At 72.6% G+C, this 17,800-nt stretch carries 15 protein-coding genes; 1 reads left to right on the top strand and 14 read right to left on the bottom strand.

Annotated features, from left to right (window positions below):
* Window positions 1-195 precede the first annotated feature (195 nt).
* From JE024_RS29165 to pyrR, 14 genes are all read right to left on the bottom strand, one after another.
* The gene (locus JE024_RS29165; protein WP_205376954.1) at window positions 196-2,343 is read right to left on the bottom strand and encodes a primosomal protein N'; all 2,148 of its coding nucleotides are present in this window, start codon (window positions 2,341-2,343) and stop codon (window positions 196-198) included.
* 125 nt (window positions 2,344-2,468) lie between these two features.
* The gene (gene metK, locus JE024_RS29160) at window positions 2,469-3,677 is read right to left on the bottom strand and encodes a methionine adenosyltransferase (protein ID WP_205376953.1); all 1,209 of its coding nucleotides are present in this window, start codon (window positions 3,675-3,677) and stop codon (window positions 2,469-2,471) included.
* 360 nt (window positions 3,678-4,037) lie between these two features.
* The gene (gene coaBC, locus JE024_RS29155; protein ID WP_205376952.1) at window positions 4,038-5,288 is read right to left on the bottom strand and encodes a bifunctional phosphopantothenoylcysteine decarboxylase/phosphopantothenate--cysteine ligase CoaBC; all 1,251 of its coding nucleotides are present in this window, start codon (window positions 5,286-5,288) and stop codon (window positions 4,038-4,040) included.
* A 107-nt stretch (window positions 5,289-5,395) separates the two neighbouring features.
* Complete coding sequence (gene rpoZ, locus JE024_RS29150; protein WP_005319902.1) at window positions 5,396-5,668, bottom strand: DNA-directed RNA polymerase subunit omega; 273 nt, start codon at window positions 5,666-5,668, stop codon at window positions 5,396-5,398.
* 45 nt (window positions 5,669-5,713) lie between these two features.
* Window positions 5,714-6,277: a guanylate kinase gene (gene gmk / locus JE024_RS29145; RefSeq protein WP_205376951.1), complete on the bottom strand. Its 564-nt coding sequence runs from the start codon at window positions 6,275-6,277 to the stop codon at window positions 5,714-5,716.
* A gap of 132 nt (window positions 6,278-6,409) precedes the next feature.
* Window positions 6,410-6,733, bottom strand: coding sequence for an integration host factor (locus tag JE024_RS29140; protein WP_005319887.1), 324 nt, complete (start codon window positions 6,731-6,733; stop codon window positions 6,410-6,412).
* A gap of 266 nt (window positions 6,734-6,999) precedes the next feature.
* Window positions 7,000-7,848 carry an orotidine-5'-phosphate decarboxylase gene (pyrF, locus tag JE024_RS29135; protein ID WP_205376950.1) on the bottom strand — a complete coding sequence of 283 codons (849 nt, stop codon included), beginning with the start codon at window positions 7,846-7,848 and terminating at the stop codon, window positions 7,000-7,002.
* Window positions 7,845-8,957, bottom strand: coding sequence for a quinone-dependent dihydroorotate dehydrogenase (locus tag JE024_RS29130; RefSeq protein WP_205376949.1), 1,113 nt, complete (start codon window positions 8,955-8,957; stop codon window positions 7,845-7,847). Before JE024_RS29130 ends, pyrF begins: the two co-directional genes overlap by 4 nt.
* A gap of 53 nt (window positions 8,958-9,010) precedes the next feature.
* Entirely contained in the window at window positions 9,011-12,319 is a 3,309-nt protein-coding gene (gene carB / locus JE024_RS29125; RefSeq protein WP_205376948.1) for a carbamoyl-phosphate synthase large subunit, read from the bottom strand.
* A complete protein-coding gene (gene carA, locus JE024_RS29120; protein ID WP_205376947.1) occupies window positions 12,312-13,448 on the bottom strand; it encodes a glutamine-hydrolyzing carbamoyl-phosphate synthase small subunit in 1,137 nt (378 codons plus the stop codon). The genes carB and carA overlap by 8 nt, the downstream gene beginning before the upstream one ends.
* On the bottom strand, window positions 13,445-14,014 hold the full coding sequence (locus JE024_RS29115) for a PH-like domain-containing protein (RefSeq protein WP_205378414.1): 570 nt from the start codon (window positions 14,012-14,014) through the stop codon (window positions 13,445-13,447). The genes carA and JE024_RS29115 overlap by 4 nt, the downstream gene beginning before the upstream one ends.
* A gap of 11 nt (window positions 14,015-14,025) precedes the next feature.
* Window positions 14,026-15,312 (bottom strand): dihydroorotase, encoded by a 1,287-nt coding sequence (locus JE024_RS29110; RefSeq protein ID WP_205376946.1) that lies wholly within the window; start codon window positions 15,310-15,312, stop codon window positions 14,026-14,028.
* A gap of 5 nt (window positions 15,313-15,317) precedes the next feature.
* Window positions 15,318-16,295, bottom strand: coding sequence for an aspartate carbamoyltransferase catalytic subunit (locus tag JE024_RS29105; protein ID WP_205376945.1), 978 nt, complete (start codon window positions 16,293-16,295; stop codon window positions 15,318-15,320).
* An 88-nt stretch (window positions 16,296-16,383) separates the two neighbouring features.
* Complete coding sequence (pyrR, locus tag JE024_RS29100) at window positions 16,384-16,962, bottom strand: bifunctional pyr operon transcriptional regulator/uracil phosphoribosyltransferase PyrR (RefSeq protein ID WP_205376944.1); 579 nt, start codon at window positions 16,960-16,962, stop codon at window positions 16,384-16,386.
* 230 nt (window positions 16,963-17,192) lie between these two features.
* Here pyrR and bldD point away from each other — a divergent pair, with 230 nt between their 5' ends.
* Window positions 17,193-17,693, top strand: a complete 501-nt coding sequence (bldD, locus tag JE024_RS29095; RefSeq protein WP_017242229.1) for a transcriptional regulator BldD — start codon at window positions 17,193-17,195, stop codon at window positions 17,691-17,693.
* Window positions 17,694-17,800 lie beyond the last annotated feature (107 nt).

Raw genomic sequence — 17,800 nt, 5'->3', positions numbered from 1 at the left:
AGGGCTGGGGCGCCCCGCGGCCTGGCCCGCCGAGGCCCGCGGCCCCACCCGGGCAGGACCCCGAGCGGCCGGTGGGTCAGCCGCTGTCCGGCGAGGCCACCCGCAACAGGACAGACCAAGCCGACGTCCGGCGGGCCCACCCCCGGCCCGACAGACCCAGCCGACGTCCGGCAGGCTGCCCCCGGCCCGGCGGCGTCAGCCGATGTCCGGCGGGTCCACCCGCAGCCGGACGGCGTCCGTGCCGCCGCGGGCGAGACGGGCCACCTGGGCCGTCTTCAGGGCGGCGGCCAGGGCCGAGCCGCTCCCCGGCGGCACGCGCAGCAGCGCGCGCTCCCAGCGCTCCCCCACCGGGGGGTCACCGGGGCGGCGCGGGCCCCGGCCGGGCTCGGTGACGGGCAGCGGCACGGGCCCCAGCACCTCCGTCGGAGGCGGCAGCTCGGCGGCGGCGAGGAACTCCGCGACGGCCTCCGGCCGACCGGTCACCTCGGCCATCCGCGACACGGGCGGGAACCGCAGCTCCGCCCGTTCCGCCAGTTCGCGCAGCGCGTGGCCGACCGGGTCCCAGCGGACCAGCGCCTGCACGGGGCGCAGGGTGGGCTCGGCCACCACGACGACCGTGCCGCCCTCGTCCTGCCCCCGCACGAGGGACGCGGCGGCGATCCACCGGCGCAGCGCCTCCTCGCCGGCGCGCAGGTCGGGCCGGGTGAGCATCGCCCAGCCGTCCAGCAGCAGCGCGGCCGCGTACCCGCCCTCGGCGACGGGCTCGGCCCCCGGGGTGGAGACCACCAGCGCCGGCCGCCCGGGGACGGTGTCGAGCACATGGTCGCGGCCCGAGGTGCGCACGGGCACGGCCGGGAAGGCCCGCCCCAGCTCCTCCGCCGTGCGCCGCGCCCCCACGATCCGCGCGCGCAGCCGCACCGAGCCGCACTCCGCGCAGTGCCAGTCGTTCTCGGCGGTGCCGCACCACACGCAGTGCAGCTCGCGCTCGTCCCGTGCCTCCAGCGGGCCGGCGCAGTGGCGGCAGCGGGCCGGGGTGCGGCAGCGCTCGCAGGCGAGCCGGGGCGCGTAGCCGCGGCGCGGCACCTGCACCAGCACGGGGCCCTCGCGCAGGCCCTCGCGCACCGTCTGCCAGGCGAGGCTGGGCAGCCGCGCGGCCCGGGCCGCCTCGTCCCGGGCGAGGTCGTGGTCGCCGACGGTCCGCACCAGCGGGGCCGCGGCCCTGACCCGCGCGCGGTCGGCGACCAGCGGACGGGCCCAGCCGCTCTCGACGAGCTGCGCGGCCTCGACGGTGCAGCCGGTGCCGCCCAGCAGGAAGGCGCAGTCGTCGTGGGCGGACCGGAGCTCCAGGACTTCGCGGACGTGCGGGAAGGGCGCGTGGTCGTCGCTGTGGCTGGCGTCGCCGTCGTCCCAGACGGCGACGAGGCCGAGGTCGCGGACGGGGGCGAACATGGCGGCACGGGTGCCCACCACGGCTCGCACCGAGCCCCTGCGCACGGCCAGCCACTCGCCGTAGCGCTTCTGCGGCCCCGAGTCGGCGGTGAGCAGGGCGTGCCGGCCGGGGCCGAGCAGTGCGGTGAGCGCCTCGTCGACCCGGGCTGCCCGGCGCCCGTCGGGGACCACGACCAGGGCGCCGCGCCCCGAGGCGAGGGTGGCGGCGACGGCGCGGGCGAGTTCGTCCGGCCAGTGCGGGCCGGGCAGGGCGGTCCACACCGCGCGGGGCGTCCGGCCTGCGGCGAGCGAGCTCAGGAAGGCGGGGCCGTGTCCGTAGCGCTCCCAGGGGCCCGGTTCGGGGGCGGGCGGCGGCGGCAGCGGATCGGGGGACGGGCGGGCCTCGGCCTTGCCGTTCCGGGGCGGGACGGCGAGCTGGAGGATGTCGGCGAGGCTGCCCGCGTACCGGTCGGCGACCGCCCGGGCGAGGTCGAGCATGCCGGGGCTGAGGACCGGTTCGGGCGAGACGACATGGGCGAGCGCGGCGAGCGGTCCCGTGTAGTCGGACTCCGCGAGCCGCTCGACGAGGAAGCCGTCGATCAGCCCGCCGCCCTCCCGGCGCCCGCCGCGCACCTGGTGCGAGCCGGCGCCGAAGCGGACGCGGACGCGCACCCCCGGCTGGGCGGCCTCGTCGAGCTCCTCGGGCACGGCGTAGTCCCAGAGCCGGTCGAGGTGGAGCACGCCCTTGTCCACCATGACCCGGGCGATGGGCCGGTCCTTCGCCAGCGGGGCCCCGCGCCAGGTGCGGGGCTTGGCCTTGGGCACATGGGCCCGCCGGACGGTCTCCCGGATGAGCGCAAGCTGCTCCGGCCCGCCGTCCGCGGGCTCCTTCGGCTGCTCGTCGTCGCTGCTCACAGCCAACATTCCTACCAGAGCCCGCCGACAGTCCGGCCCGGCCCGTGCACCGCCCGCCCATGGCACCGGGCCCCCGGCCGCTGCTGCGGCCGGGGGCCCGGTGCGAGTGCGGGTGCGGCTGCGTCCTAGACGCCGGCCGCCGCGCGGAGGGCGTCGACGCGGTCGGTGCGCTCCCAGGTGAAGTCGGCGAGCTCACGGCCGAAGTGGCCGTAGGCCGCGGTGCGGGCGTAGATCGGGCGGAGCAGGTCGAGGTCGCGGATGATCGCGGCCGGGCGGAGGTCGAAGACCTCGGCGATGGCCTGCTCGATCTTCTCGACGTCCGTGGTGGCGGTGCCGAAGGTCTCGACGAAGAGGCCGACCGGCTCCGCCTTGCCGATCGCGTACGCGACCTGGACCTCGCAGCGGGCCGCGAGACCGGCCGCCACGACGTTCTTGGCGACCCAGCGCATGGCGTAGGCGGCCGAGCGGTCCACCTTCGACGGGTCCTTGCCCGAGAAGGCGCCGCCGCCGTGACGGGCCATGCCGCCGTAGGTGTCGATGATGATCTTGCGACCGGTCAGACCGGCGTCGCCCATCGGGCCGCCGATCTCGAAGCGCCCGGTCGGGTTGACCAGCAGGCGGTAGCCGTCGGTGTCCAGCTTGATGCCGTCCTCGACGAGCTGCTTCAGCACGTGCTCGACGACGAACTCGCGGATGTCCGGTGCCAGCAGCGAGTCCAGGTCGATGTCGGACGCGTGCTGCGAGGACACCACGACGGTGTCCAGACGGACCGCCTTGTCACCGTCGTACTCGATGGTGACCTGGGTCTTTCCGTCGGGACGCAGGTAGGGGATGGTGCCGTTCTTGCGGACCTCGGACAGCCGGCGGGACAGCCGGTGGGCCAGGTGGATCGGGAGCGGCATCAGCTCGGGCGTCTCGTCGCACGCGTAGCCGAACATCAGGCCCTGGTCGCCGGCGCCCTGCTTGTCGAGCTCGTCCTCGTCGCCCTCGACGCGCTTCTCGTACGCCGTGTCGACGCCCTGCGCGATGTCCGGGGACTGGGAGCCGATGGACACCGAGACGCCGCAGGAGGCGCCGTCGAAGCCCTTCTTCGACGAGTCGTAGCCGATCTCGAGGATCTTGTTGCGCACGAGGGTCGGGATGTCCGCCCAGGCCTTGGTGGTCACCTCGCCGGCGACGTGCACGAGGCCGGTCGTGATCAGGGTCTCGACGGCGACCCGGGAGGTCGGGTCCTCCTTGAGCAGGGCGTCGAGGATCGTGTCGCTGATCTGGTCGGCGATCTTGTCGGGGTGGCCCTCGGTCACGGACTCCGAGGTGAAGAGACGGCGGGACACATCGCTCCCTGGGGTTGCAGCGGCTGCTGGCTGATCATTGACGGACCGGCAGGGGGCTGCGCCCCGCGACGTTCCGCGGACCAGTTTATCGGTCGCGTTCCGCAGCCGGACAACCCGTCTCGCAGCGTGGGAGCTCCCTGACCTGTGGTCCATGGCCGAGACGGTACGACCATAGCGTCTGCGAGCGGAGTGATTCGCCACATTTGGCGGGTTTTACCGGGGTGCTGTTCTTCACCCCGGTGTCGCCGAGTGTTCGCCGGGCCGGGCGCGGCGCCCCGTCCGCCGGCCGCCCCCGGCCATGAGGTGTCTCACACTGCGGGACCGGAGCCGCCCGCGGGCGGCTCCGGCAGGCGCCCCCGGTCAGCGGCCGGCCCGGTCCACCCGGGCCTCGACGAGGTCCCAGACGATGTCGGCGAGGGCTTCCTTCGGACCGTGCGGCACCGGTGTCTCGGCGCCGTCGGCGGCGAGGACGACGGCCTCGTTCTCCTCGGAACCGAAGGTCCTGCGCTCCCCCACCTCGTTCACGACCAGCAGATCGCAGCCCTTGCGGCGCAGCTTGTCCCGCCCGTTGGCGAGGACGTCGTCGGTCTCGGCGGCGAAGCCGACCACCACCTGGCCGGGGCGGGCGCGGTCGGCGGAGATCTCGGCGAGGATGTCCGGGTTGCGGACCAGGGTGACGGCGGGGGCCTCCACGCCGTCCTTCTTCTTGATCTTGCCGGTGGCGTACTCACTCGGCCGGAAATCGGCCACGGCCGCGGCCATGACCACGGCGTCGGCGTCGGCCCCCGCCTTCAGCACGGCCTCGCGGAGCTGCACGGCGGTCCCGACGTGCACGACGTCGACCCCCGCCGGGTCCGGCAGGCCGGTGTTGGCCTCGATCAGGGTGACCCGGGCGCCGCGCGCGGCCGCCGTACGGGCCAGGGCGTAGCCCTGCTTGCCCGAGGAGCGGTTGCCGAGGAAGCGCACCGGGTCCAGCGGCTCGCGGGTGCCGCCGGCGCTGACCACCACATGGAGGCCGCCGAGGTCGGGGGCGGCCGTGCCGCGGGCGAGGACCCGGCGGCAGACCTCGAAGATCTCGCCGGGGTCGGGCAGCCGGCCCTTGCCGGTGTCGACGCCGGTGAGCCGGCCCACGGCGGGTTCGATCACCACGGCGCCGCGCCGGCGCAGGGTGGCGACGTTCTCCTGGGTGGCCGGGTGCTCCCACATCTCGGTGTGCATGGCGGGGGCGAAGACGACCGGGCAGCGGGCGGTGAGCAGGGTGTTGGTCAGCAGGTCGTCGGCGAGGCCGTGCGCCGCCTTGGCGAGCATGTCCGCGGTGGCGGGCGCCACGACGACGAGGTCGGCGTGCTGGCCGATGCGCACGTGGGGGACCTCGTGGACGTCGTTCCAGACCTCGGTGGAGACCGGGTTGCCCGACAGCGCCGACCAGGTGGCCGCGCCGACGAAGTGCAGCGCGGACGCGGTGGGGACCACCCGCACGTCGTGCCCCGACTCGGTGAGCCTGCGCAGCAGCTCGCACGCCTTGTAGGCGGCGATGCCCCCGCTGACCCCCAGTACCACCTTCGGCTTGTCCACTGCGTCTCCCCGCACTCGGATCCGGTACGTGTCCATGCTGCACCACCGGGCACCGGACGTCCCCGGCGGCCCGGCGCGGTCCCGGACACACCACAGGCCCGGCGGACGGATCCGCCGGGCCTGTGGCCGAGAACGTGGTGCGCCTACTGGGCCGGGCCCTCGATGGCCTCGGAGGTCAGCAGTCCCGCGTTGATCTCACGCAGGGCGATCGAGAGCGGCTTCTCGTGGACGTGGGTGTCCACCAGGGGGCCGACGTACTCCAGCAGGCCCTCACCGAGCTGCGAGTAGTACGCGTTGATCTGACGCGCGCGCTTGGCCGCGTAGATCACGAGGCTGTACTTCGAGTCAGTGGCCTCGAGCAGCTCGTCGATCGGCGGGTTGATGATGCCCTCGGGCGCGGTGATGGAAGAGGACACTCTCTAGCCTTCCGAAGAACGTGCACAAAAGATTCGGACAAAAGATCAAACAACTGCCATCAAGGCTAGCAGCTCACGGGCCACGCCTTCGACGGAGGTGTTGACGAGGGTGGTGTCGAACTCCGCCTCGGCGGCGAGTTCGACCCTGGCCGCCGCCAGGCGCCGCTCGATCACCTCGGGGGACTCGGTGCCGCGGCCGGTGAGCCGGCGGACGAGCTCCTCCCAGCTCGGCGGGGCGAGGAAGACGAGCTGCGAGTCCGGCATGGACTCCTTGACCTGCCGGGCGCCCTGGAGGTCGATCTCCAGCAGCACCGGCTCGCCCGCCTCCAGGCGGTCGAGGACCGCACGGCGTGGCGTGCCGTAGCGGTTGCCCGCGAACTCGGCCCACTCCAGCAACTCGCCGTTGGCGACCAGCTTGTCGAACTCGTCGTCGCCGACGAAGAAGTACTGGACGCCGTGCTCCTCGCCGGGGCGCGGCTTGCGGGTCGTGGCCGACACCGAGAGCCACACGTCGGGGTGGACCTTGCGCATATGCGCGACGACCGTGCTCTTGCCGACCCCCGAGGGGCCGGAGAGCACGGTCAGCCGCGGACGAACCTCTGCTGCCATGAGGCGATTATCCAGGTTCCCGGGAGTGCCTCGCGCCGCGCCCGGCGGCGCCGGCCGGCCGGCGGGCACCGGCCGCGTCAGCGGACCGGGCCGCCCACCGGGCGTCACGCGCCGGGCGGGGCACCAGGGTCGTCAGGCGGCGCCGCCGCCGAACTCTCGCTCCAGGGAAGCGATCTGGTTCGAGCCGAGACCGCGCACGCGGCGGCTCTCGGAGATGCCGAGCCTCTCCATGATCTGCTTGGCGCGGACCTTGCCCACGCCCGGCAGGGACTCGAGGAGGGCCGAGACCTTCATCTTCCCGATGACGTCGTTCTCCTGGCCCTGCTTGATGACCTCGTGGAGGGAGGCGCCGGAGTGCTTGAGTCGATTCTTGACCTCGGCCCGCTCCCGGCGAGCCGCGGCGGCCTTTTCGAGCGCGGCTGCGCGCTGTTCAGGGGTAAGGGGCGGAAGAGCCACGCCTACGTCACCTCGGATGTCGAACTGTCGGATACGGACCGGTGAGGACCGAAGTCGGTCCCGCACCTGGTGAGCGTCGAACAGTGCAGTTCACCGCCCTGCTCGCGCGCTCTGGGACGGAGACTAGCGGCCAACACGCCTCCAGTCAGCGAGAACGGACGAAAAGTCCTGGTCAGCATCGACCGACCAGGAGTTTTCAGACAAAACGACCGACATTTCTGTCAAGAAAATGTCAAGGCCCGGGCCGGGGACCCCTCCGGAGCTGCTCAGACCCCGGCCGAGGCCACGGCCTCACGCACCTCGTCGGCGAAGCGGTCGGCTGCGGACCGCAGCGCCGCCGCGTCCGGTCCGTGCCGCAGGACCCCGCGGCTGACGCTCGGCACCACGTTGCCCACCGCGGCGCCGAAGACCCGGGGCAGGTCGGCCGGCGTCGCGCCCTGGGCGCCGATGCCGGGGGCGAGCAGCGGGCCGTTGATCGCGAGGTCCGCGCCCGCGTCGCCGAGGGTGGCGCCGACGACCGCGCCGACCGAGCCCAGCGGGTCGGCCCCCTCGTTCTCCGCCGCCATGTGCCGCAGCATCAGCGCGGCGAGCGAGGACCCGTCCGCGGCCGTGGCGCGCTGCACCTCGGCGCCCTCCGGGTTGGAGGTCAGCGCGAGCACGAAGACCCCGCTGCCGCTCAGCACGGCCTGGTCCAGGGCGGGCCGCAGCGACCCGAAGCCGAGGTAGGGGGAGACGGTGACGGCGTCCGAGAAGAGCGGCGAGTCCTTGCGCAGGAAGGTCTCCGCGTAGGCGCCCATCGTGGAGCCGATGTCGCCGCGCTTGGCGTCCATGAGCACCAGCGCGCCGGCCGAGCGCGCCTCCTCGACGGCCTTCTCCAGGACGGCGATGCCCCGGGAGCCGAAGCGCTCGAAGAAGGCGGACTGGGGCTTGAGGACGGCCACCCGGCCGGCGAGGGCCTCCACGGTGGTGCGGGTGAACCGCTCCAGGCCGGCGACGTCGTCGGCGAGGCCCCAGGCCGTGAGCAGGGAGGCGTGCGGGTCGATGCCGACGCAGAGCGGCCCGCGGGTGTCCATGGCGTGGCGCAGACGGGTGCCGAACGGCTCCAGGGGGCTCATGCGGTGGCTGCCTTCCGTGTCTCGGCGCCGACGGCCTCGGCGAGGGTGGCGTAAGGGCTGGCCGCGAGGCGTGCGGCGAGGCCCTTGTGGATCGCCCGGGCGTAGAACGGGCCCTCGTACACGAAGGCGCTGTAGCCCTGGACCAGGGTGGCGCCGGCGAGGATGCGCTGCCAGGCGTCCTCGGCGTCGGCGATGCCGCCGACGCCGACGAGGGTGATGCGGTCGCCGACGCGGGCATACAGGCGGCGCAGCACCTCCAGGGAGCGGGCCTTGACGGGGGCGCCGGAGAGGCCGCCGGTCTCCGCCACGACGTCGGGCGGCGAGGTGAGGCCGAGGCCCTCGCGGGCGATCGTGGTGTTGGTGGCGATGATGCCGTCCAGGCCGAGTTCGAGCGCCAGGTCGGCCACCGCGTCGACGTCCTCGTCCGCGAGGTCGGGGGCGATCTTGACGAGCAGCGGCACCCGGCGGCCGGTGACCGTGCGGTCGGCGGCCTCGCGCACGGCGGTGAGCAGCGGGCGCAGCGACTCGGTGGCCTGGAGGTTGCGCAGGCCGGGGGTGTTGGGCGAGGAGACGTTGACGACGAGGTAGTCGGCGTGGCGGGCCAGGCGCTCGGTGGAGGCGACGTAGTCGGCGACGGCCTCCTCCTCGGGGACGACCTTCGTCTTGCCGATGTTGACGCCGAGGGTGGTGCGGAAGACCTCCCGGCGCCCCGCCAGGCGCTCGGCGACGGCGGCGGAGCCCTCGTTGTTGAAGCCCATCCGGTTGATCAGGGCGCGGTCCGGCACCAGCCGGAAGAGGCGCTTTCCGGGGTTGCCCGGCTGGGGCTCGGAGGTGACGGTGCCGATCTCGACGTGGTCGAAGCCGAGCATCGCCATGCCGTCGACGGCCTGGGCGTTCTTGTCGAAGCCGGCCGCGAGGCCGAACGGTCCGTGCATCCGCAGGCCGAGCGCCTCGGTGCGCAGTTCCTTGTACCGGGGCGCGAGCACCGCGGCGGCGAAGGTCCGCAGTACGGGGACGCGGGCGGCGAGGCGGATCCAGCGGAAGGCCAGGTGGTGGGCCTTCTCGGGGTCCATCCGCGTGAAGACCAGGGCGAAGAAGAGTTTGTACACGGTGGTGTCCTCATGAGGAGGGGGACACCGTTTCCGGTGTCCCCCTCGGGTGACTAGTCGCGGGCCGCGGTCAGGTGTTCGGCGTGTTCCTGGAGCGATCGGACGCCGACGTCGCCGCGGTTCAGCGCGTCGATGCCCTGGACGGCCGCCGCGAGCGCCTGGACCGTGGTCAGGCACGGTACGGAGCGGGCCACCGCCGCCGTACGGATGTCGTAGCCGTCGAGGCGGCCGCCGGTGCCGTACGGGGTGTTGACGATGAGGTCGACCTCGCCGTCGTGGATGAGCTGGACGATGGTCTTCTCGCCGTTCGGACCCACGCCCTCGGACTGCTTGCGGACGACGGTGGCGTTGATGCCGTTGCGCTTGAGGACCTCGGCCGTGCCGGAGGTGGCCATCAGCTCGAAGCCATGGGCGACCAGCTCGCGCGCCGGGAAGATCATCGAGCGCTTGTCCCGGTTGGCCACCGAGACGAACGCGCGGCCCTTGGTGGGCAGCGGGCCGTAGGCGCCGGCCTGCGACTTGGCGTAGGCGGTGCCGAAGAGCGAGTCGATGCCCATGACCTCGCCGGTGGAGCGCATCTCCGGGCCGAGGATGGTGTCGACGCCGCGGCCGTGGACGTCGCGGAAGCGCGACCACGGCATCACGGCCTCCTTGACGGAGATCGGCGCGTCCAGCGGGAGGGTGCCGCCGTCGCCGCTGCGCGGCAGCAGCCCTTCCTGGCGCAGCTCGGCGATGGTCGCGCCGAGCGAGATCCGGGCGGCGGCCTTGGCCAGTGGCACGGCGGTCGCCTTGGAGGTGAAGGGCACGGTGCGGGAGGCGCGCGGGTTGGCCTCCAGCACGTAGAGGATGTCGCCGGCCATGGCGAACTGGATGTTGATCAGACCGCGCACGCCGACGCCCTCGGCGATGGCCTCGGTGGAGGCGCGCAGCCGCTTGATGTCGAAGCCGCCGAGGGTGATCGGGGGCAGGGCGCAGGCCGAGTCGCCGGAGTGGATGCCGGCCTCCTCGATGTGCTCCATGACGCCGCCGAGGTAGAGCTCGTGGCCGTCGTAGAGGGCGTCGACGTCGATCTCGATCGCGTCGTCGAGGAAGCGGTCCACCAGGACCGGGCGGGTCGGCGAGATCTCGGTGGACTCGGCGATGTACGCCTCCAGGCGCGCCTCGTCGTAGACGATCTCCATGCCGCGTCCGCCGAGCACGTAGGACGGGCGGACGAGGACGGGGTAGCCGATCTCGTCGGCGATGGCCTTGGCGCCGGCGAAGGTGGTGGCGGTGCCGTGCTTCGGCGCGGGCAGGCCGGCCTCGGCGAGGACCCGGCCGAAGGCGCCGCGGTCCTCGGCGGCGTGGATGGCCTCCGGGGAGGTGCCGACGACGGGGACGCCGTTGTCCTTGAGCGCCTGGGACAGGCCGAGCGGCGTCTGGCCGCCGAGCTGCACGACGACACCGGCGACCGGGCCGGCCAGCGACTCGGCGTGCACGATCTCCAGCACGTCCTCCAGGGTGAGCGGCTCGAAGTAGAGCCGGTCGGAGGTGTCGTAGTCGGTGGAGACGGTCTCCGGGTTGCAGTTGACCATCACGGTCTCGTACCCGGCGTCGTGCAGCGCGAAGGAGGCGTGGACGCAGGAGTAGTCGAACTCGATGCCCTGGCCGATGCGGTTGGGCCCGGAGCCGAGGATGATCACGGCGGGCTTGGTGCGGGGCGCGACCTCGGACTCCTCGTCGTAGGACGAGTAGAAGTACGGGGTGCGGGCGGCGAACTCGGCGGCGCAGGTGTCGACCGTCTTGTAGACCGGGCGGATGCCCAGCGCGTGGCGCACCTCGCGGACGACGTCCTCGCGCAGGCCGCGGATGGCGGCGATCTGGGCGTCGGAGAAGCCGTGGCGCTTGGCCTCGGCGAGCAGCTCGGGATCGAGCTTCTCGGCCGCGGCCAGTTCGTCGGCGTACTCCTTGATCAGGAACATCTGGTCGACGAACCAGGGGTCGATCCGGGTCGCGTCGAAGACCTCCTCGGGCGTGGCGCCCGCGCGGATGGCCTGCATGACGGTGTTGATCCGGCCGTCGGTCGGGCGCACGGCCTCCCGCAGCAGCTCGTCCTTGTCCCCCGGGTCGCCGGTGAAGTCGAACTGGCTGCCCTTCTTCTCCAGCGAGCGCAGCGCCTTCTGGAGGGCCTCGGTGAAGTTGCGGCCGATGGCCATGGCCTCGCCCACCGACTTCATGGTGGTGGTGAGGGTGGAGTCGGCGGAGGGGAACTTCTCGAAGGCGAACCGGGGCGCCTTGACCACGACGTAGTCGAGGGTGGGCTCGAAGGAGGCCGGGGTCTTCTCGGTGATGTCGTTCGGGATCTCGTCCAGCGTGTAGCCGACGGCGAGCTTCGCGGCGATCTTGGCGATCGGGAAGCCGGTCGCCTTGGAGGCGAGCGCCGAGGACCGGGAGACCCGGGGGTTCATCTCGATGACGATGATCCGGCCGTCGGCCGGGTCGACCGCGAACTGGATGTTGCAGCCGCCGGTGTCGACGCCGACCTCGCGGATGATCGCGATGCCGATGTCGCGCAGCCGCTGGTACTCGCGGTCGGTGAGCGTCATCGCGGGCGCCACGGTGATGGAGTCGCCGGTGTGGACGCCCATCGGGTCGAAGTTCTCGATGGAGCAGACGACCACGACGTTGTCGTTCTTGTCGCGCATCAGCTCCAGCTCGTACTCCTTCCAGCCGAGGATGGACTCCTCCAGGAGCACCTCGGTGGTCGGGGAGAGCGTGAGGCCCTGGCCGGCGATGCGGCGCAGCTCCTCCTCGTCGTGGGCGAAGCCGGAGCCGGCGCCGCCCATGGTGAAGGAGGGGCGGACGACGACGGGGTAGCCGCCGAGGGTGTCGACGCCCGCGATGACGTCGTCCATGGAGTGGCAGATCACCGAGCGGGCGGACTCGCCGTGGCCGATCTTGCCGCGGACGGCCTCGACGACCTCCTTGAACAGGTCGCGGTCCTCGCCCTTGTTGATCGCCTCGACGTTGGCGCCGATCAGCTCGACGTTGTACTTCTCCAGCACGCCCTGCTCGTGCATGGAGATCGCGGTGTTCAGCGCGGTCTGGCCGCCGAGGGTGGGCAGCAGCGCGTCGGGGCGCTCCTTGGCGATGATCTTCTCGACGAACTCGGGGGTGATCGGCTCGACGTAGGTGGCGTCGGCGATCTCCGGGTCGGTCATGATCGTGGCCGGGTTGGAGTTGACCAGGATGACCCGCAGGCCCTCGGCCTTGAGGACGCGGCAGGCCTGGGTGCCGGAGTAGTCGAACTCGGCGGCCTGGCCGATGACGATCGGGCCGGAGCCGATGACCAGGACGGACTGGATATCGGTGCGCTTAGGCACGCTCGGCCTCCATCAGAGAAACGAAGCGGTCGAAGAGGTACGCGGCGTCGTGCGGGCCGGCGGCCGCCTCGGGGTGGTACTGGACGCTGAAGGCCGGCTGGTCGAGCAGCCGCAGGCCCTCGACCACGTCGTCGTTCAGGCAGACGTGGGACACCTCGGCGCGGCCGTAGGGGGTGTCGGAGACCTTGTCGAGGGGGGCCTCGACGGCGAAGCCGTGGTTGTGCGCGGTGACCTCGACCTTGCCGGTGGTGCGGTCCTGCACCGGCTGGTTGATGCCGCGGTGGCCGTACTTCAGCTTGTAGGTGCCGAAGCCGAGGGCCCGGCCGAGGAGCTGGTTGCCGAAGCAGATGCCGAAGAGCGGGGTCCGGCGCTCCAGGACCGCCTTGATGACCGTGAGGTCGGCGGTGGCCGGGTCGCCCGGGCCGTTGGAGAGGAAGACGCCGTCCGGGTTCACCGCGTAGACCTGCTCGGCGGTGGCGGTGGCGGGCAGCACGTGCACCTCGATGCCGCGCTCGGCCATCCGGTGCGGGGTCATGCCCTTGATGCCGAGGTCGAGGGCGGCGACGGTGAACTTCTTCTCACCGATGGCCGGCACCACGTACGTCTCGGCGGTGGCGACCTCGGCGGAGAGGTCGGCGCCCTTCATCTCGGGGGCCTGCTGGACCCGGGCGAGCAGCGCGGCGTCGCCGGCGAGGGTCTCGCCGGAGAAGATGCCGACGCGCATGGCGCCGCGCTCGCGCAGGTGGCGGGTGAGCGCGCGGGTGTCGATGCCGGAGATCCCGACGACGCCCTGGGAGGCGAGCTCCTCGTCGAGGGAGCGGCGGGAGCGCCAGTTGGAGGGGATGCGGGCGGGGTCGCGGACGACGTATCCGGAGACCCAGATCCGCTTCGACTCGTCGTCCTCGTCGTTGACGCCCGTGTTGCCCACGTGGGGAGCGGTCATCACGACCACCTGGCGGTGGTAGGACGGGTCGGTGAGGGTCTCCTGGTAGCCGGTCATGCCGGTGTTGAACACCGCCTCGCCGAAGGTCTCCCCCACGGCCCCGTAGGCGCGGCCGCGGAAGATGCGGCCGTCCTCCAGGACGAGTACGGCGGGAGCTTTGCCGGCTCCCCGGGTGGAGATCGTCATCGTGCGGTGCCTTCCGTCGTCCTGATCATGTTCTCGATTGCGTCGACCCAGGTGGTCTGCTCGGCCGCGTGGTCCGAGCGGAAGCCGGAGTCGATCTGCCGGTCCCCGTGCGCCCAGGTGACGATCAGCAGACCGCCCTCGGCGAGGACCTTGCCCGCGATCCCCTTGTCGAGCCGGGCGCCGCGCAGGGCGCCGGCCGGTACGAAGAAGTCCCGGGCACCGGGGCGCACCACAGCGAGCCCCTGGTCGGTGAGCGTGAGTTCGGCGCGGCTGCGCACGCCGAGGCCGTGGGCGACGATCCGGTCGAGCCACTGCCCGGCCGTGGTGGAGCCGTGGTAGCGGCCGGTCATCGTGAGCAGCGCCTCGCCGGGCGCCTCGGGCGCCTCGGGGAGTTCGGGCAGGTCGGACTGGAGGCTGCCGCGCCACTTCCATCCCTGGCGCATCAGCCAGTAGACGAAGGCGACGAAGAGGAGCAGGCCCACCACCCAGCCGATCCGGGCGGCCCAGTCGGTGACCTCCGCCGACTTCCGCTCGGCGTCGGCTGCCGCCTGTGCGGCCAGATTCATCAGTGCAGGTGTCACGCCAGCTTCCCGTCCACGACCGTCGCCCGGCCCCGCAGGAAGGTGTGGGTGACGCGTCCCGGCAGCTCGCGGCCCTCGTACGGGGTGTTGCGGCTGCGGGAGGCGAAGCCCGCGGGGTCCACCACACCACGGTATGCCGGATCGACCAGCGTGAGGTTCGCGGGCTCACCAGCCGAGACGGGGCGTCCGTGCCCCTGGGCCCGTCCGATGCGCGCGGGGGCGAACGACATCCGGTCCGCCACCTGGGCCCAGTCGAGCAGCCCGGTCTCCACCATCGTCTGCTGGACGACGGAGAGCGCGGTCTCCAGGCCGACCATGCCCATCGCGGCCGCGGCCCACTCGCAGTCCTTGTCCTCGTGCGGGTGCGGCGCGTGGTCGGTGGCGACGATGTCGATGGTGCCGTCGGCGAGCGCCTCCCGCAGGGCCAGCACGTCGCGCTCGGTGCGCAGCGGCGGGTTGACCTTGTAGACGGGGTTGTAGCTGCGGACCATCTCGTCGGTGAGCAGCAGGTGGTGCGGGGTGACCTCGGCCGTGACGTCGATGCCGCGGGACTTGGCCCAGCGGACGATCTCCACGGAGCCGGCGGTGGAGAGGTGGCAGATGTGCACCCGGGAGCCGACGTGCTCGGCGAGCAGGACGTCGCGGGCGATGACCGACTCCTCGGCGACGGCGGGCCAGCCGCCGAGGCCGAGTTCGGCGGAGACGACGCCCTCGTTCATCTGCGCGCCCTCGGTGAGGCGCGGCTCCTGTGCGTGCTGGGCGACGACGCCGCCGAAGGCCTTCACGTACTCCAGGGCGCGGCGCATGATGACCGCGTCGTCGACGCACTTGCCGTCGTCGGAGAAGACGGTGACGCCGGCGGCCGAGTCGTGCATGGCGCCGAGCTCGGCGAGCTTCTTGCCCTCCAGGCCGACGGTGACGGCGCCGATGGGCTGCACGTCGCAGTAGCCGGACTCCTTGCCGAGCCGGTAGACCTGCTCCACGACGCCGGCGGTGTCGGCGACGGGGAAGGTGTTGGCCATGGCGAACACGGCGGTGTAGCCGCCGCTCGCGGCGGCGCGGGTGCCGGTCAGCACGGTCTCGGAGTCCTCGCGGCCCGGCTCGCGCAGATGGGTGTGGAGGTCGACCAGGCCCGGCAGCAGGATCTGCCCCTGCGCCTCGATCACCCGGGCGCCCTCGTCGGAGAGCCCCGTGCCGACGGCCGCGACGGTGGCGCCGTCGATCAGGACGTCCTGCGCCTCGCCGCCCAGCACCTTCGCACCGCGGATAAGGATCTTGCTCATGGTTCTTACTTCTCCTCGGTACGGGGGTTGGGTGCGTCGGATTCGTTGCCGCCGAGCAGCAGGTAGAGGACGGCCATCCGGATGGACACGCCGTTGGCGACCTGCTCGATGACGGTGCAGCGGTCGGAGTCGGCGACCTCCGCGGTGATCTCCATGCCGCGGACCATGGGGCCGGGGTGCATCACGATGGCGTGGCCGGGCATCTTCGCCATCCGGTCGCCGTCGAGGCCGTAGCGGCGGGAGTACTCGCGCTCGGTGGGGAAGAACGCGGCGTTCATCCGCTCGCGCTGGACGCGCAGCATCATGATCGCGTCGGACTTGGCGAGCGTGGAGTCCAGGTCGTACGAGACCTCGCAGGGCCAGGTCTCGACGCCGACGGGCACCAGGGTGGGCGGCGCGACCAGGGTGACCTCGGCGCCCAGGGTGTGCAGCAGGTCGACGTTGGAGCGGGCGACCCGGCTGTGCAGCACGTCGCCGACGATGGTGATCCGGCGGCCCGCCAGGTCCTGCCCGATCCCGGCGTCGCGGCCGACGAGCCGGCGGCGCATGGTGAAGGCGTCCAGCAGGGCCTGGGTGGGGTGCTGGTGGGTGCCGTCGCCGGCGTTGATGACAGGGGCGTCGATCCAGCCGGAGGTCGCGAGCCGGTAGGGGGCGCCGGAGGCGCCGTGCCGGATGACGACGGCGTCGACGCCCATGGCCTCCAGGGTCTGCGCGGTGTCCTTCAGGGACTCGCCCTTGGAGACGCTGGAGCCCTTGGCGGCGAAGTTGATGACGTCCGCGGACAGCCGCTTCTCGGCGGCCTCGAAGGAGATCCGGGTGCGGGTCGAGTCCTCGAAGAAGAGGTTGCAGACGGTGCGGCCGCGCAGGGCCGGGAGCTTCTTGATCGGCCGGTCGGCGACCCGGGCCATCTCCTCGGCGGTGTCGAGGATGCGGACCGCTTCGTCGCGGGTGAGGTCGGCTGCCGAGATGAGGTGGCGCATCATCGGGGTGTTCTCTCCAGATCTGTGGAGCCGGACGGGCATGCGGGCGCGCGGCAGCGCTCGCCGTACGCGGGGGTGCCGTACGGGGGAGCTACTGCTCGCCGGCCGGAGCGGTGTCCTTCAGCCCGAGCAGCACGGTGTCGCGACCGTCCTCCTCGGCGAGCTGGACCCGGACCGCCTCGCGGAGCGACGTGGGGATGTTCTTGCCGACGTAGTCGGCGCGGATGGGCAGCTCGCGGTGGCCGCGGTCGACCAGGACGGCGAGCTGCACGGCGCGCGGCCGGCCGATGTCGCCGAGGGCGTCCAGCGCGGCGCGGATGGTGCGCCCGGAGAAGAGCACGTCGTCGACGAGGACGACGAGGCGGCCGTCGACGCCGTCGGCGGGGATCTCGGTGCGGGCGAGCGTCCGCGCGGGCTTCAGGCGCAGGTCGTCGCGGTACATGGTGGTGTCGAGGGAGCCGACGGCCATCTTCTGGCCGGTGATGCCTTCGAGCTTGTCGGCGAGCCGGTGCGCGAGGTGGACGCCGCGGGTCGGGATGCCGAGGAGCACCACGTCGTCGGCGCCCTTGGCGCGTTCGACGATCTCGTGGGCGATGCGGGTCAGTGCCCGCGCGATGTCCGGGGCCTCCAGAACGGGCCGGGCGGCATCGGGGCTGTGCTGCGTGTCCATACGAAACGGACCTCCTTCTCCGCCTCACGGGACGGCTCTTAAAGGACGTCGGAATTGCGCCGTCCACGTTACCAGGGCTTGATGGGTGTACTGATCCGGGTACGCCGGTCCGTGGCCGGAACCGGTCCGGACCTTTCGGCTTGACTCAGCCAAGTCACGCTGCGTAACCTCACAGTGAGTTACCAGTCGCGCGGCGGAGCCGCACGTTGTCCATGCGTCCGGGGAGCCATATGTCCAGCGAATACGCAAAGCAGCTCGGGGCCAAGCTCCGCGCCATCCGCACCCAGCAGGGGCTTTCCCTCCACGGCGTGGAGGAGAAGTCCCAGGGCCGCTGGAAGGCCGTCGTGGTCGGCTCGTACGAGCGCGGCGACCGTGCCGTGACCGTGCAGCGCCTCGCCGAGCTGGCGGACTTCTACGGCGTCCCGGTGCAGGAGCTGCTTCCGGGCACGACGCCGGGCGGGGCCGCCGAGCCGCCGCCGAAGCTCGTCCTCGACCTGGAGCGCCTGGCCCACGTCCCGCAGGAGAAGGCGGGCCCGCTCCAGCGGTACGCGGCCACGATCCAGTCGCAGCGCGGCGACTACAACGGCAAGGTGCTCTCGATCCGCCAGGACGACCTGCGCACCCTGGCCGTGATCTACGACCAGTCCCCCTCGGTGCTGACCGAGCAGCTCATCAGCTGGGGCGTCCTGGACGCGGACGCCCGCCGCGCGGTCGCGCACGAGGACAACTGATCAACCCCGCGCGCCCCTTCTGAAAAAACGTCACGCCCGGGGGCGGGACCGGTTTGCCGACCGGTTCCGCCCCCGGGCGCTTGCGCGTCCGGGGCACGGAACAGCAC

The organism is Streptomyces zhihengii, from assembly GCF_016919245.1.
In the GTDB taxonomy this organism is placed as follows: Bacteria; Actinomycetota; Actinomycetes; order Streptomycetales; family Streptomycetaceae; genus Streptomyces; species Streptomyces zhihengii.
This window is presented reverse-complemented; position numbering and strand designations above follow the sequence as displayed.